Annotated in this window: 15 protein-coding genes and 1 tRNA gene; 10 read left to right on the forward strand and 6 right to left on the reverse strand. The window is 38.4% G+C overall.

The features are described 5' to 3' along the window. Positions 1-167 precede the first annotated feature (167 nt). Both HNP77_RS06320 and rsmI read right to left on the reverse strand, forming a co-directional pair. Complete coding sequence (locus tag HNP77_RS06320; protein WP_184652333.1) at positions 168-455, reverse strand: flagellar biosynthesis anti-sigma factor FlgM; 288 nt, start codon at positions 453-455, stop codon at positions 168-170. Next, positions 452-1,177, reverse strand: coding sequence for a 16S rRNA (cytidine(1402)-2'-O)-methyltransferase (rsmI, locus tag HNP77_RS06325; RefSeq protein ID WP_184652334.1), 726 nt, complete (start codon positions 1,175-1,177; stop codon positions 452-454). The genes HNP77_RS06320 and rsmI overlap by 4 nt, the downstream gene beginning before the upstream one ends. Positions 1,178-1,302: 125 nt before the next feature. Here rsmI and HNP77_RS06330 point away from each other — a divergent pair, with 125 nt between their 5' ends. From HNP77_RS06330 to HNP77_RS06355, 6 genes are all read left to right on the forward strand, one after another. Next, positions 1,303-4,347: a DNA translocase FtsK gene (locus tag HNP77_RS06330; RefSeq protein ID WP_184652335.1), complete on the forward strand. Its 3,045-nt coding sequence runs from the start codon at positions 1,303-1,305 to the stop codon at positions 4,345-4,347. Between the two features lie 34 nt (positions 4,348-4,381). After that, on the forward strand, positions 4,382-5,353 hold the full coding sequence (locus HNP77_RS06335) for a glycosyl hydrolase family 18 protein (RefSeq protein ID WP_184652336.1): 972 nt from the start codon (positions 4,382-4,384) through the stop codon (positions 5,351-5,353). A gap of 63 nt (positions 5,354-5,416) precedes the next feature. After that, positions 5,417-6,514, forward strand: a complete 1,098-nt coding sequence (locus tag HNP77_RS06340) for a 30S ribosomal protein S1 (protein WP_184652337.1) — start codon at positions 5,417-5,419, stop codon at positions 6,512-6,514. Continuing rightward, the gene (locus tag HNP77_RS06345) at positions 6,511-7,488 is read left to right on the forward strand and encodes a FecCD family ABC transporter permease (RefSeq protein ID WP_184652338.1); all 978 of its coding nucleotides are present in this window, start codon (positions 6,511-6,513) and stop codon (positions 7,486-7,488) included. Before HNP77_RS06340 ends, HNP77_RS06345 begins: the two co-directional genes overlap by 4 nt. Further along, entirely contained in the window at positions 7,475-8,278 is an 804-nt protein-coding gene (locus HNP77_RS06350; protein ID WP_184652339.1) for an ABC transporter ATP-binding protein, read from the forward strand. The genes HNP77_RS06345 and HNP77_RS06350 overlap by 14 nt, the downstream gene beginning before the upstream one ends. Before the next feature lie 38 nt (positions 8,279-8,316). Next, positions 8,317-8,390: transfer RNA gene (locus HNP77_RS06355), tRNA-Val, on the forward strand. 418 nt (positions 8,391-8,808) lie between these two features. Here HNP77_RS06355 and HNP77_RS06360 read toward each other — a convergent pair. Further along, entirely contained in the window at positions 8,809-10,608 is a 1,800-nt protein-coding gene (locus HNP77_RS06360; protein WP_184652340.1) for a subtype A tannase, read from the reverse strand. Between the two features lie 174 nt (positions 10,609-10,782). On the opposite strand from HNP77_RS06360, the gene HNP77_RS06365 reads away from it, so the two are divergent. From HNP77_RS06365 to HNP77_RS06375, 3 genes are read left to right on the forward strand one after another with little or no spacing between them, the layout of a single operon-like run. After that, positions 10,783-11,001, forward strand: a complete 219-nt coding sequence (locus tag HNP77_RS06365) for a hypothetical protein (protein ID WP_184652341.1) — start codon at positions 10,783-10,785, stop codon at positions 10,999-11,001. A gap of 50 nt (positions 11,002-11,051) precedes the next feature. After that, the gene (locus tag HNP77_RS06370; protein WP_184652342.1) at positions 11,052-11,756 is read left to right on the forward strand and encodes a YczE/YyaS/YitT family protein; all 705 of its coding nucleotides are present in this window, start codon (positions 11,052-11,054) and stop codon (positions 11,754-11,756) included. A gap of 60 nt (positions 11,757-11,816) precedes the next feature. Next, complete coding sequence (locus HNP77_RS06375; RefSeq protein WP_184652343.1) at positions 11,817-12,827, forward strand: pectinesterase family protein; 1,011 nt, start codon at positions 11,817-11,819, stop codon at positions 12,825-12,827. On the opposite strand, the gene HNP77_RS06380 is transcribed toward HNP77_RS06375, so the two are convergent. Next, a complete protein-coding gene (locus HNP77_RS06380) occupies positions 12,820-13,590 on the reverse strand; it encodes a TIGR02757 family protein (RefSeq protein ID WP_184652344.1) in 771 nt (256 codons plus the stop codon). The two genes, HNP77_RS06375 and HNP77_RS06380, sit on opposite strands and share 8 nt — an antisense overlap. Before the next feature lie 48 nt (positions 13,591-13,638). Between HNP77_RS06380 and HNP77_RS06385 the strand changes: the two genes are divergently transcribed. Next, on the forward strand, positions 13,639-14,589 hold the full coding sequence (locus HNP77_RS06385; protein WP_184652345.1) for an RluA family pseudouridine synthase: 951 nt from the start codon (positions 13,639-13,641) through the stop codon (positions 14,587-14,589). Here HNP77_RS06385 and HNP77_RS06390 read toward each other — a convergent pair. Next, positions 14,582-14,932 (reverse strand): DUF3899 domain-containing protein, encoded by a 351-nt coding sequence (locus HNP77_RS06390; protein WP_184652346.1) that lies wholly within the window; start codon positions 14,930-14,932, stop codon positions 14,582-14,584. The two genes, HNP77_RS06385 and HNP77_RS06390, sit on opposite strands and share 8 nt — an antisense overlap. After that, entirely contained in the window at positions 14,929-15,699 is a 771-nt protein-coding gene (locus HNP77_RS06395) for an ATP-binding cassette domain-containing protein (protein ID WP_281393461.1), read from the reverse strand. The genes HNP77_RS06390 and HNP77_RS06395 overlap by 4 nt, the downstream gene beginning before the upstream one ends. Positions 15,700-15,724 lie beyond the last annotated feature (25 nt).

The following is a 15,724-nucleotide window of genomic DNA, read 5'->3' on the forward strand; positions in this document are numbered from 1 at the left end:
AGCCTTGACTTCGCCGTTTTGAGGGGTTGTACTACCCCCTCAATACAAGAGATTGCCGTGTCGAGCACGGCAATGACTCATACTTTTTAGACATCCCCACTAAAAAAAAAGACGGAATATATTTATTCCGCCTTTTCTTATGCTATTAATTCGTCTTCGCTACGGAATTAGAAACCATAAGCACTGAGAATACGATCTGCAGTAGCTGCGATGGTTTCACTGCTTAGATAATTCGGATCACGAATCTTCTGTTTAATCTGTTCTACAAGATCTGTACGAACATCAGGTGTTTCTTCCGCAACTTTATTCAGATAATAGGCTTCACTCATTGCTTTTGCTTCTTTAGAAACACTGATTTCATCAGAAGAAGATCTTACTGATTTTGCGCTATTAGTACGCTTTGTTTCCTGCAAATTGTTTAATGGATTTACTCCTGCAACTTTGTCTATCATCATAGTTCTACCTCACTATTATTATCGGAATCATCCGCAGAAAGTTTAGCATTTTTATTACCGGAAATAAAGACTGCAAACTCTCCGAGCACCTTATTTCTTGAAGAATAGTCCTCAAGAACCTCTTTTGCCGTACCTTCTGTTATTTCTTCGTGAAGTTTCGTCAGTTCCCTTCCGACAACGACACGGCGCTCACTTTCAATATCGGCAATATCCGTCAAAAGCTTAACTATTCTGAACGGACTTTCGTATAAAATTACTGCATCTCCTGTGGCAAGAAGTTCTCTCAGTCTGGAGCGTCTTCTGCCTGGTTTTGGAGAAAGAAACCCTTCGAAAATCAGGGTTTTTCCGCCTGCTCCGGCAACGCTTGCCAGTGTTGCAAATGCGCTTGCTCCCGGAATCGGTATAACCTTATGTCCTGCTTTACGTGCAAGACCTGCCAGAACTGCACCCGGATCACTTATTCCAGGGGTACCTGCGTCACTTGCATAGGCAACGGTTTTTCCTTCATCAAGAAGTGCAATTATTTTTTCAGAGGCAAAGGATTCATTTTGAGAACGGCAGCTTATTAAAGGCTTGCGTATTTCAAAATGCGTTAACAGCTGCAGGGTATGCCGTGTATCTTCTGCGGCAACTACGTCTACAGATTTTAATGTTTCTATTGCTCTGAATGTGATATCACCCAAATTACCAATAGGGGTACCTACGATATAAAGTTCCGACACCCTTCTATTATATAGGGGTTTGTTAAATACTGCAAGTTTTTGGAAGGGTACGGTCATATTCTTATAAAGAAAACCCTTAAATTTAAAAATCAGAATCCGATAATAAAAGCGAGGTATTATAACTAATGAAACAGGATAAACTTACCGCTTATATCACAGGAATAGTTTTATTTGTAATTGCAGCAATATTTTCTGTTTCCATAGTTTCAGCAGTGCTTGAACTTGGAACTGATGAAGGATTTTTATATAGTTTTGGAAATTTTATTGTATCAGCATATGGAGTATGTTCACTCTTGATACCAGCCTTTTTGTTTACGGCCGGTTGTTTTTGTTTTATGGAAAACTGGTCTGTGCAGAAAGCATGTATTCTTCTTGTAAGCCTGATTCCTTTTTTTACACTTGTGTTTGCAGAGCGTACCTGCCGCAGAATTTCTGAAAACGATTTTGGGCCTATTTCTTTCGTAAAGATTGTTACGACCATAGTTGTTGCCCTTCTTCTGGTTGCAACTGAATATCTTCTTGCAGTGGTTCTTGCAGGAAAGTTTCATGACAGGCTTGTTGATATTAAACTTCCGTTTACAAAAAAAGATGATGAAGAGAATAATGGACTTTCTTTTGTAGACGAAACTTCTGATAAAAAAGATTCTGAAGAAAACAATGATGAGCTTTATGAAGATAAAACGGAAGAGGATGATTCTGTTGGAATTCTTGGCCGCAAGCGCCGTGAAATAGAAAAGGCAGCTCTTGAAATGGAACAGGAAGAAACAGCACCCCGTAAATATGAAAGCATCTGGTCTATTGACGAAAATGGCGATGTAAAAGCTGAAGAAAAAAATGAAATAAAAGCTGATGAAACTGAATCTGAATCTGAAGATGAGTCTGTTAAAGAAACTGAAAGTGAAGGGAATACAGATGAATCTGAAGAAAAAGGAGTTCTTCTTGCTGAAGGCATTGCAGATGTAAGCAGAACTTCTCCTGCTGATCGGGATGATTTGCCTCGTCAGATATATCTTTCTGATTCTGAATCAGATGATGAGGAAGTTGAAATAAAAACTCCGGAAGCCCGTTCCTCCATTATAAATCTTGCACCGCCTGAGGATATTAAAGTTGTAGACTTGCAGAATCTGGAAAAGGATTCTCCTGTTGAATTTGAAAATTCTTCGGATGATGCTGAAGATGATATAATTGCACAGTTTGAGCGTGAGAATCTTCAGTTTGAAAATGATAAGGAAGAAAATCCTTTTGAAGAAGAAACTTCTGAAGAATATACAAGCGAAATTCCGTTTGAAGAATTTGATGAGTCTTCAGTTCCTGAGCGCAAAGATACTAATGTTAATCGGCTTATGGAAAAATTTGATGCAATTGCAGATGAGGAAGATGCTGTTATTGCAGAAGATGTTGCTGAACCTGATGTTGAATTTGAAAATCCTTTTTCAGATGAAGAAGAGGAGTTTGCACCGGAATTTGATTCAGAGATAGAAAATGCTGTTGAAGGTGAAACGAAAACAGAAACTGATTCAGAAGCAGAGTCAGAATCTGAAACTTCTTCTGATGAGGCTCAAAAAAAAACTTCTGAAATAATTCCTGCAGGAACTTCTTCAATCATGTCTTCTCTTGATTCTGTTTTTTCTAAAATGGATGAAGATGCAAAGGCTCAGGTTGAAAAAGTTGAGGTAAAGGGAAAGACTGCAGTTGTTACAGATGAAAATGGAAATACGCAGCCGATAAAAGTAACTCCTAAAATCCGCAGAAAGCCTTATAAAATTTCAACAGATTTACTTACTGAATATGAGCAGAATGCCTACTGGGAAATTGATGACGAAACAAGACATGCCGCAGGTTCCCTTATGGCAACTCTTAAAGAGTTTAACATTGAAGCAAATGTGACAGAAATCAGGAAAGGTCCTGTTGTTACAATGTTTGAAATACTTCCGGCACCAGGAGTTCGTCTCAGTAAGATTCAGGCGCTGCAGGATAATATTGCCCTTCGTCTTGCTGCAAAATCTGTCCGCATTGTTGCACCGATTCCAGGAAAACGTGCTGTTGGTATTGAAGTTCCAAATAAAAACCGTGCAATAGTTTCATTCCGTGAATGTATTGAGCAGAATCGTCCAGAATGGAAAAAGATGGCTGTTCCTGTTGTTCTTGGAAAAGATATTGAAGGCGAAACTCAGCTGATGGATCTGGTTAAGACACCGCATCTTCTTATAGCAGGTTCGACCGGTGCGGGAAAATCTGTGTGCGTAAACTCGATGATTCTCAGCATTCTTTATAAGCGTTCACCAAATGAAGTAAAGATGATTCTTATTGACCCTAAGATTGTTGAGCTTAGTCTTTATAATGGTATTGGTCATCTTCTTACTCCGGTAATTACTGAACCTAAAATGGCTATGCAGGCTCTTCAGTATTGTCTGTGTGAAATGGAACGTCGTTATGCAGTTCTTAAGGGAATGGGCTGCCGTGATATTGCAAGTTACAATCAGAAAATTCAGGAACAGCATATTGCTACTGAGAAACTTCCTTATATTGTTGTCGTTATAGATGAGTTTGCTGATCTTATGGCTACTACCGGAAAGCAGCTGGAGCAGTCAGTTGCACGTCTTGCAGCAAAAGCCAGAGCTATTGGGATTCATCTTGTACTTGCAACTCAGAGACCTTCTGTTGATGTAATTACCGGTTTGATTAAAGCTAATATTCCAAGCCGTATTGCATTTATGGTTTCAAGTAAAATGGATTCACGTATTATTATTGATCAGATGGGTGCAGATAAGCTTTTAGGAAAGGGAGACATGCTTTATGCAAGTTCAACAGATCCTTTCCCTGTAAGAATTCAGGGGGCCTTTGTTTCTGATCAGGAAGTCGAAAACGTAGTAAATGAAGTTAAGAATATCTGGGGTGAACCTGAATATATCGATGAAGAAATCTTTGTGGATGATGAAGATGATGGTTCTGACGGACAGATGTCTCTGTTTGGTGAAGGTGAAGACCCTCTGTATGAAAAAGCACTGGATGTTGTAATTCAGGCAGGAAAAGCAAGTGCCAGCTATATTCAGCGCAGACTATCGATCGGTTATAACAGGGCTGCACGACTTATTGAAGAAATGGAAGAACGTGGAATTGTAGGACCTGCAAACGGTAGTAAACCCCGTGAAATCATTCATATGCCGTAAAAAAACAGCCGGCAGGTAAATCGGGAGGGAATTTATGAATAAAATTAGAAGATTAGTCAGCTTATTAACGTTCGTTAGTGTTTTTTTGCCGCTGGTTTCACAGGAATCAGCTGTAGAAAACAGGCACTTTGAAGAAATATGGGCTTATTATCTTCCCGGTAATTCTGATTCCTTTAATCCTGAGAAAATGCCTGTAACGGACTTATGTTTTTTTAGTGGTGACGTAAACTGTTATGGAGAAATTTCTTATTTTCCTTCGGCAGATATTCTTCCTGATTATAAGGGCAGGCGGCATCTCGTAATAACCTGTGAGGGACGTTCTCTTTCTCATTTTGTTGTTGATCCGGATTATGGTGTTTCTAAAAAGCTGATAAAAAGCATAGTCAAGGCATCTGTAAATTTTGATGGAGTTCAAATAGATTTTGAAAACATTCCTCAGAGAGATGCACAGAATTTTCTAAAGTTCCTTAAGGATTTGAAAAAGTCTCTTGGAAAGAAAAAAATGTTTTCTGTTTGCGTTCCTGCAAGAAATAAAAAGCTTACGGAAGATGTTTATGATTATGCAAGTATAGAGCCTTATGCTGATAGAATTTTTATAATGGCTTATGATCAGCACTGGTCAACTTCAGTACCGGGTGCAATTGCAGAAATTCCCTGGGCGAATAAAATTGCTGAATATGCAAAATCCATTCTTCCTGCAGAAAAAATAATAATGGGTATGCCTTTCTATGGTCGTACCTGGGTTAATGAAAATTACGCAAAGGCCTGGCTTTTTAGCGGGATAAAAAGAATTCAGCGGGAAAATAAAGTTGATAAAGTAGATCGTGATGCAAATGGAATTCCCCATTTCAAATTTAAAACAACTATAACGGTAACCGGCTGGTATGATGATGATGTTTCTCTAAGGGCAAGAATGGATTCATTTAAAAAATTAGAGGTAAAGAAAATAGGCTTCTGGAGAATCGGTCAGGAAGATACAGATTTCTGGAAATATTTTTTTGAATAATAAGGTAATCTCGACAACCTTTAATATTCCTATTAAAATAACAGAAAAAAATTGGAGTTGAAAATGAAAAGATTATATGAACCTGGTCAGATGATTGAAACAAAAATTGTTGCAATTACTAATGATACTATTTTTATTGATCTCGGCCTTAAAAGTGAAGGTTTTGTTGATAAGGCAGAACTTGCTGATGAAAACGGAAATGTAAGTGTAAAAGAAGGGGATTCGATTAAAGTATATTTTGCAGGTTCCTCAAATGAAGAACTTCATTTTACGACAAAGCTCAGCGGTCAGAAAGCAGATAAATCTGTTCTTGAAAATGCGTATAAAAACGGAGTTCCTGTTGAAGGCGCTGTTTCTCAGGAAATAAAGGGCGGATTTGAAGTAATGATCGGAACTACCCGCGCATTCTGTCCTTATTCACAGATGGGTTATCGCCAGAGAAAAGAGCCGGCTGAATATGTAGGAACCCGCCAGACTTTCAAGATTACAGAATATAAAAACGAAGGAAAAAACATTATTGTTTCTAACCGCGTGATTCTTGAGGAACAGGCTGCTGCAGAACTTAATAAACTGTCTCAGTCAATTCAGGTTGGTGCTGTTGTAAAAGGCAAAGTAAAATCTATAGAAAGCTATGGTGCATTTATTGATCTTAACGGGTTCCAGGCTCTTCTTCCTGTAAGTGAAATTTCACATGTTCGTGTAGAAGATGTTTCTTCTGTTCTTAAGGTTGGTCAGGAAGTTGAAGCAAAAGTAATTAAGGCAGACTGGGCACATGAGAGGGTAAGTCTCAGTATGAAGGAACTTGAAAAAGATCCTTGGGACGGCATTGAAGAAAAATTCCCTGCTGGAACGGAAATTGAAGGAGTAATAAGCAGGGTTGCTGATTTTGGTGTATTTATAAATCTTGCACCGGCTGTAGACGGACTTGTTCATATTTCTAAACTGAATGTAGAACGTAATACAAATCTTAAGAAGGTTTATAAGGCCGGCGATAAACTGGCAGTTGTTGTTGATTCAGTTGATACAGAAGAAAAACGTATTTCTCTTAGTCCTGTTGTTTCAAACGAGGAACAGGATAATGCAAATGATTATTTGAAGAGTCATAGCGATGATGATGACGGATATTCATATAATCCTTTTGCTGCACTTCTTAAAAAATGAAATCTGTAAAAAGTATAGTTCTTTTTATTTTATTTATAGCCGCTGTTCTCTGTTCACTTGTATTTGGAGCTCAGCGGCTCTCTTTTTTTGAACTGTTCTCAGACGGGGACAGTTTTTCTAAAATAATTTTTTACGAACTCAGATTACCCAGAACGATTCTTGTTTGTATTGCCGGCGGGCTTTTGGCTGGTAGCGGGGCCGCTTTTCAGGGCTTTTTTAGAAATCCTCTGGCAGATCCAGGAATTATGGGATTATCTGGAGGTTCAACGCTGGGTGCTGTAATTGCCTGCGCTATATTTTCTTCCACAGCCGGTATTTTTTTGAATATTGGTGCTTTATGCGGAGCCCTTAGTGCCGGTTTTCTGGTAACTGTTCTTGCTTTTAAGCGTAAAGGAGCGTCTGTTACAGTTACTTTACTGCTATGCGGTACAGCTCTTGCCAGCTTATATTCGGCTTTTATTTCAATAATACTTGCTGCAGATTCACAGCATCTTCATTCAATGTATGTGTGGATGCTTGGTAGTTTTAGCGGTCGTGGCTGGAATGAAGTAAAAATCATTCTTTTACCGGCTTTTGTGGGTGCAGTTTTGCTGTTAATCTGTACCCGTCAACTGGATCTGCTTACTGGAGGAGAGGGAAGTGCCCTTTCTTTAGGTGTTGAAGTAAGCAGACTTCGTTTTTTTGTTTTAATCGCAGGTTCATTGTCAACTTCTGCTGCTGTCTGTGCCGGAGGAACTATTGGTTTTGTCGGTCTGGTTGCCCCTCACATAGTACGCAGGGTTTTTGGAGAAAAGAGTCGTACTGTAATGGGGTATTCCATGATTACAGGCGGGATATTGCTTTTAGTTTCTGATACTTTGTGCCGTGTTATAATAGCGCCGGCAGAAATTCCCGTAGGAACTGTTACTGCATTAATTGGAGTTCCATTTTTTATTTCTTTGCTGCTCAGGAGGCGGAAGAATGCATACTCTTGAAGCCAGATTGCTTAATGCCAGGTGGAAGTATTCAGATAAAGATAAATTTGTTTTGAAAGACATAAATATTTGTGTAAAAAGCGGAGAGTTTATCTGTTTAAGCGGGCCGAACGGAAGCGGAAAGTCTACTTTGCTGAGCCTTTTATCTGGCATAATTCCTGATGGTTTACAGGTACAGAATAAGGGTACAGTTTTTATAGACGGAATGGATGTTTATTCAATGAATCGTAAGCTGGCTGCAAAAAAAGTTGTGTATATGAGTCAGACAGAAACCTCTTTATGGGATTTTACTGTAAGGGATGTAGTTGTTATGGGACGTTATCCTTATACAGGCTTCAGCGGAATATATTCAAAACAGGATTTTATGGTGACAGATGAAGTTCTGGAAGGGGTACAGTTGCAGGCTATATCCGGTAAATCTATTTTTGAGTTAAGTGGCGGTGAATGGCAGAAGGTTCGTATTGCCCGCACTTTAGTTCAGCAGCCGGAATTTATTCTTCTTGATGAACCTGTAGCAAATCTTGATTTTACTTATCAGGATGAACTTTTGACGTTCATAAAAGCTTATGGAAAAAAAATAGATGCAGGAGTAATTGTCAGCATTCATGACCTGAATACTGCGGCACGTTATGCAGAGAAGCTGATTTTTCTTGGAAAAGAAAATTATTTTAATTTTGGCTTAGTGGAAGAAGTTTTTGATCCTGATGTTTTGAAAAAGGTTTATGGAGCAGATTTTGCCGTATTCAATCATCCGGTGTATAAATGTCCTCAGATTTGTTTATCCCATTGACATAAATTTTTATAATTGATATATTCTCTTACATCATCGGGCGGTTAACTCAGCTGGTACGAGTACCTGGTTTACACCCAGGCTGTCGGGGGTTCGATCCCCTCACCGCCCATAAAAAAGGCTTCCTTCCTTAGACAATTGGAGGGGAGCCTTTTTTGTTTTATATAGTGTAAGTTTATAAAGGAAGCCTCTAAAAACTTCAGTTTTTTGAGGCAACTCTGAAAATGCGACGTTTAAAAGGGGATGACCAATAAGTTCAAAAAGTGTCATTTTCGGGCTCGACCCGAAAATCTATTTAATTACAATACGTCGAGTCAAGGCACGCTAACGCTTAAAGCCTTGACTTCGCCGTTTTGAGGGTTTGTACTACCCCCTCAATACAAGAGATTGCCGCATCAAGTGCGGCAATGACAGGGTGTCGAGTGCGGCAATGACAGGGTGTCGAGCACGGCAATGACTCATACTTATTGGACAGCCCCTTTTAAACTCGGCGGCAACCTCAAATTGTAATTTTTAGAGGTTGCCTAAAGTTAAAGCTGTTCTACACATTCTTTAACCCAGGCAATAAAGTTTTGAGTTGGCGAGCCTGTTGTTTCTGCTTCTACATGTGGCAGTCCCCAGACTGTTGCAAAATCAACATCAGTGATTTCATTGCCATAGTTTTGGAGGGCAAGTTTAAGCATGAGTTCCGTGCTGATGGCTGTATCTCCCTGACAGATGCCTGAACGGATTCTCCAGAATTTTGCAGGGGTACTGCTTTTATATCCGTCATAATATGAAGAAAGATAATACATAGGGTTGTAGGCATTCATTCTGTAATCAACTGTATTACCGGCGCTGTCTTTTTTATTCAGATCTTCTGCAAAAGATGCATAATAGATAGTGTCTTTAAGAAGTGCGGTCATGTATTTGTCAAAATGAGCTCCTTTACCGTCTCCATAGCCGAAAAGAAGGTTTTCTCCCTGAGCTGCATTTAAATCATCGAACGCCCCTATGTTTTTTGTAGCAGGTTTCATGTATTTGTAGAAATCCTTTATGCTGGTTATTTTTGCTGTATTTGTACTTTTGTCATAAATAACCCAGGTTGTTTTTTCATTAAGGGCTGCAATATATTCTTCCGGAGAATTAAACGTTCTGTTAAGGTTCAGCCCGGTTGAATTGTTTTTATTGCGCTGGATTCCATCCATTTCTTCAAAAGAAGGCTGATGACCGTTCGGTTGTCCTTCTGGCGGTTCAGGTCTGTTTTCGGGTTTTTTACCGTCCTTATTATCTGGTGGAGGAGGCATACGGTTGTTATCCTTGTTTTCATCAGGTTTATCGCTTGGAGGCTGCATATTATTCATTCCCTGACCCATTTGTCCCATGCCGGCAGTCAGCATTTTAAGGTGCATGTTGTTCTGGGTTTTCTGCGGGTTATACGGGAAGGCTGTTGTACTGAGGAAGGTATTTAAGGAATCTTCGATAGTCTTTGTAAGGTAATCAGTATAATTAACTAACGTAAGTTTGTTTCCATTTTCATCCTTCAGATTTAGAGAATCGATATAAGAACCGAATGCCAGGGCAAGTTCTTCAGAAAGGTACTGTTCAAATTCACTCAGGTCTGTTCTGGTTCTACCCATTTCCCATTCGTAAGCTTCGTTTGCAACGTTAAGGTTTGTAATCGGACACCAGTCCATGCTTCCTGTTACGGCATCGCTTTCTGTCATAACTGCACCGATTTCCTGAAGATATGGTTCATAAAGTTCAGAATCGCCGCTTGCTCCCAAGATGGCAGACTGTGCGCCTCCTCCAGACATTCCGAAAGTAAATACAAGATCTGTGTTACCTGGCAGTATTTCACTGTTATGACGGATATAACGAATTGCAGCTTTGAAATCTGTTACTCCAAGGGGTGCTCCATGAGTTTTTCCTCTTGCCCCTGAATAAAGGAAAATCAGTCCGGCGTCAGTATAATCTTTTACTGCATCAACATAATCTTCCGGTGCCGGAAGGGCTGCATAACCAGGTGTTTCTATCGGCATGACGTATGGTGCATCTTTCTGAATTGCCTTGATTGCATACGTGCCGTCGGAATTTTTTGTACCTTCTACATATTTGCCTGGAATAAAAATTCCTAAAGTATGATAGGTAAGGTCTTCTGGTTTTGAAACATAAATAATTCCTGTCTGATAGTAGACGTCATCTTTTTCGTTGTACTTCCAGTTATTCATGCTGATGGAATCTGAATATGTTTTTTTAGGAAGCGGTTCTGATTTTTTACTGCATGAAGTAAAGGTGCTTCCCGCGATAAAGGATGCCAGCATTATTCCTGATATAAACTTTTTGTACATCGTGTAAAACCTCCAGTTAAATAGTTTATTGCTGTCTTTAAAAAAATAACCTTTATTATTTTTATTAGTAACATAATATTTTGTTATGCAAGTGTGAGCTGGTTATTTAGATTTTTTCTCAATAAGGTTGCATTGCTGTTGCTGTTGCCCGTACTGCAGGTTTTAAGAAAGCATGTGCAAAAGTTACCTGGACGTGTTCGTGTCAGGTATCAGAAAGGATTTCTTTCTTCAGCAACTGCTGCACTTTTGCACAACACATCTACTGTAGCAATCAGCATGTCTGCCATGACTCCTCTTGTGGAACTGCAGCAGCTTTGTGAACATTATAATGGAAAAGATAAAAGTGCCATTCTGAAAAAAATAGGTGAGCTTAAAGAAAAACTTGCATTATAAACTTCGGGCGCTTTGACACTTTATAGACGGTGTATATAATCATATCTACTATGAGATTTACAGTTAAACAATTTATTGTGCCGAATTTTGCTAAAAAAATAGCAATTCTTTCTGTTTCGATTTTTTTTATGGGATTTTTTGTTTCTCTTTTGCTGGAAGCCGGCTGGGGAAGTGATCCTTTTACTTTTATGAATGAAAGTATCAGTCAGAGACTGGGTATTACTTTTGGAACATGGGAACTTATCTTAAACGCAAGCCTTATAATACTTACAGTTTTATTTGCTCCGGAACTTATTGGTTTTGGAACTCTTGAAAACATGATTTTCATTGGATATATAGCGGACTTTTTCAGATGGATATGGAAGGTTTCTGGAATTCATGATGTTATAGGTTTTGCTGCAAATCCTCCGCTGTGGCTGCATGTCTGTGTATTCGGTTTTTCTATTTTTCTTTTTATTATCAGTGCGGCTGTTTATATGAATGCCCGGATGGGACTTTCGCCGTATGATTCAATTCCAAAAATAGTTAATAAGGGCTTGAAGATTCCTTTTACGGTTTTACGTATGTGTTATGATGCTTCTGCCTGTGTAATAGGTTTTCTGGTAAGTCCGTATTCAATAAATCAGAGTGAACTTTATCTTCCGATGATAGGGGCTGTTATTATGGTATTCTTCCTGGGCCCTGCAATCGGTCTTGTAGGCAGATTCATGCAGAAACACATATTTAAAGAAGACACAAATGAGATTTCTTCTTGAAATTAAATTATTTTAAGAAAAAATTTGATTATTGGGAAAATATCTTTTAAAATTAGAGTGATGTTAGAACTAAATGTTAATGCAAAATCGCCGGGGGCTATAACCGCGGCATTTAAGAAAATTAAAGAAATGATTACCTCTGGAGCAATAGATAATACTGTGCCGGTGCATATTGTGCTTGACAGCGGTACATATCATGAAGTAATCAGATACAATCTTTCTAATCCTCTGGTTATGGAAGCTGCTCCCGGTGTACCTCCGGAAGCATGTATTGTTCAGGCAGATAACAGTGAACAGTTTAATCGCGGTGTAGAGAACCGCAGTGTTTTTGTTCTTGGGCCTAATGTAACAAATGTTTCCCTTAAACATTTTTCTGTCGTTAACACTCATACAAAAACTATTGATGGAGATGCTCCTGTCAGTGACAGTGCAGAGGCTTTTACGTTTAATAATACAACCGGAACTCTGTTTGCTGAGGACATGCGTTTTGAAGGTAAACAGAATACACTTTGCCTTAAAGGATTCAGCTGGTTCTTGAACTGCTATATCAGCGGAGATGTAGATTTTATTTACGGAGACATTGATACAGCACTTTTTGAAGACTGCAGGATTCATGTTATCGAAGATAATCGCGGTGATTATCCGGGTTACGTTGTTAAGAGTTCTGCTTTTGCAAATAAGAAAGGTTTTATTTTTTATAATTCTACATTTGTTTGCGAAAAGAGAAAGCATTCAAAAGTTTATCTTGCCCGCACATTAGGAAAGGGTTCTGCAACATCATTAAAGAACTGGGACAGCATTGCATTTATCAATTGTGTTGTCAGTGATCTTTTTAGTGATGAACTTCTGTGGGATGATGATATGTCTTTGAATGTTTATCCAAGAGGAAACTTTAAAAACGGTGTACGTGAATACAATACCCGCGTGATGGATAAAAATGGAAATATGGAAGCAGCAGATACTTCCATGAGGAATGTAAAGACATACTTAATGACGGAAGACGATTATTTTAAGGGATACGCCACCCGTTATCTGATTCTTCATGATACTCCTTTTGCGGAGATTATTTAGAATTAACTCCCAGTCCAAATAATGCAAAATCGCCCTTAACAGGATCATCAGGAAATACTTCTTTCATGATCTGCGTGAGGGCGATTGCTTTTTTAAATGAAGCACTTTGAACTTTTCCTGATGAAGTTGCCGGCAGAAGTTTTAGTTCTGTAGCCTGAGCCATAACGTGGGTATCCAAAGGTAAAAGCAGGTTTGTTTTTTTATACCAGCTCCATAAGCCCATATCGACAGATGAATTATTGCGGACCATCCAGCGTAAGAAAAGATTGATTTTTTTGCAGGCAGATTCATTTGTATGAGGAATGAGATTACAGTCGCTGGAAAAAAGTCCTGCGATTTTTTGACAGAGGTGCAGGGATTGAGTCTGTGTATCATTTTTTTCTGAATTAAGTTTTTTAAAAAAATTGCCTAAGGTTTTTTCCTGCGTAAGAATGTTTTTTATTGTATCAAAAAAAATCAGCATGGAATTATTTGAATACATTCTGTAAAAAGATTTATTGTTTTTTGGAAAAAAATTTTTATATTCAGAGTTTAAAATCCATTGTGAAGGAGAGGCTTTTGCTTCATCGAGAATAAGCTGTATGTGTTTTAAAATCTGGTCTCTTCTTCCAAAGGCAAGATTGGCGGAAATAAAGGCTGCGGTTTCTATATCTGTTTCGTTTGAATAATTGTGCATGAATTGTGAAGGATCTGCTTTTAAAAATTCCGGGGTCTCATATTTTTCTGCAAGGAGTATGAGTTTTTCTTTTAAGCCTTTAGTCATAATGGAAGATTGTAACACTGAATTAAATAATATGATACAATGCTGCTGATGGAAAAAATTATTTCGATAACAGCTCAGAATGTATGCCGGCTGGATGAATTGCTCAGAAAAAAAATACCAGAACTTATAAAAAAAGAAATTTCAAACAGTAAAATACGCAGGCTGATTGTTGCCGGTGCAGTAGAAGTAAATAAAAAGCAGTGCCGTATTCCAGGATATGAATTGCAGGAAGGTGCGGCTGTAAAACTGCATCTTGATGAAGATAAACTTTTTTTTGAAAAAACTCCTGATGATATTGCATTTGAAGTTACGGAAAAATCTGTTCTGTTTGAAGATGAAAATATTATCGTAGTTAATAAACCTTCTTTTTTTCCTACAGAGGCAGGAATGGTCGGCAGCCGTGATAATCTTCATGCAGCAGTTATTCGTTATCTGCATAGCAAAAATCCGGCTTTACGGAATCCTCCTTATGCTGGTGTCATGCATCGTCTTGACCGTGAAACAAGCGGAGTTATTCTGTTTACAAAAAGCCGTAGTGTGAATGCTCCATGTCATGATATGTTTGAAAAGCATACGGCAAGAAAAGTTTATCAGGCAGTAGTATGTGCTGACAGGATGAATAAAAAAATTAGTGAAAAGAATTTTATCGTTAGAATGTTTATGGGAAGAATCAGCGCAAAAAGTCAGGCAGCAAAATGGGGAAGTGTGTCTGAAAGTAAAGGCGGGGTTGATTCCGTGACAGAGTTTTCTGTTTTAAAACAGATTGAACTTTCAGGAAAAAAATATTTTCTTGTAGAAGCCCGTCCTTTGACCGGCCGTACTCATCAGATTCGCGTGCACCTGGCAAGCGTGGGACTTCCGATTCTTGGAGATGAACTTTATGGTGGAAAAACCTATTGGAGAATAATGCTTCATGCCTGCAGGTTGAGTTTTCCTCATCCTGTTACCGGAGAAAATATGACAGTGTCCTGTGAGTTTTCAGATTTAGCAGTTAAATAAAAGATAGAGTGATAAGGGCAACTGTTAGAAAAACCGCGGCTGCTGCAAAAATGTGTAAGCATGGTTTATGTCCGGCTGGTGTGCTGCAATATTCAGGATATGAAATTTGAGAGTGCTTAAAAATTTTTTCCTTTAAGAATCCAAATGGTCTGAAGAATCCTGCTGAGGTTAATAATTTAAAGGTTGCGGCTGCAAGTAATAAAACTGAAGTTATGAATGTTGCATCACTGAGTTTATGATATGTAGAAAAATCTGTGTTTTTGCTTTCTAAAAAAAATAATACAGCAGAAATTAAAATTCCGAAAAAAACATATATAAAAAAAGAAGTGAGAAATTTTTTCAAAGCCTGCTCCTGTCTGAAGTCCGGGACAGTTCTGCATCAGGATCTGCAAGTGGAATTGCATCGAGCAGAGATTTTGTATACGGATTAACCGGGTTTTTGAAAAGTTCATCAGAGTCTGCGGTTTCAAGAATTGTTCCCTGACGCATTACGGCAATTCTGTCAGAAAAATATTTTGTGATGGAAAGATCGTGTGCTATAAACAGGATTGCAATGTTTAATTCTTTTCTTAAGTCATTAAGCAGATTTATTATCTGTGCTTTTATTGAGACATCAAGAGCACTTACAGGTTCATCTGCAATTATAAGTTCAGGCTTCATGATTAAGGCTCGGGCAATTCCTATGCGCTGTTTTTGTCCCCCGGAAAATTCATGAGGGTAGCGGTCTGCATATTCCGGCAGAAGTCCGACTTTTAAAAGAACTTCATTCACCTTCTGCTGAATCGTATTCTTATTTTTTTCTCCCTGAATTATAAGTCCTTCTCCGATAATTTCTTTTACAGTCATTCGCGGATTAAGTGAACTGGAAGGATCCTGAAAAATCATTTGAATCTTCGGATTGATTTTTAATTTTGTTTTTTTTGAATTAATAAGTTCTCCGTTAAAAAAAATTTCTCCGTCAGAAACTTTATAAAGATTTATAATGCATCTTCCTGTTGTGGTTTTGCCGCAGCCGCTTTCTCCAACAAGACCAAGGACTTCTCCCTTTTTAATATCAAGGCTCACATTTTTTACGGCATTAAAGATACCGTTTTTTGTGCGAAAGTTCATAGAGATATTTTTTACGCTTAATAAT

Origin of the sequence: Treponema rectale (assembly GCF_014202035.1) — a bacterium.
Taxonomy (GTDB): Bacteria; Spirochaetota; Spirochaetia; order Treponematales; family Treponemataceae; genus Treponema_D; species Treponema_D rectale.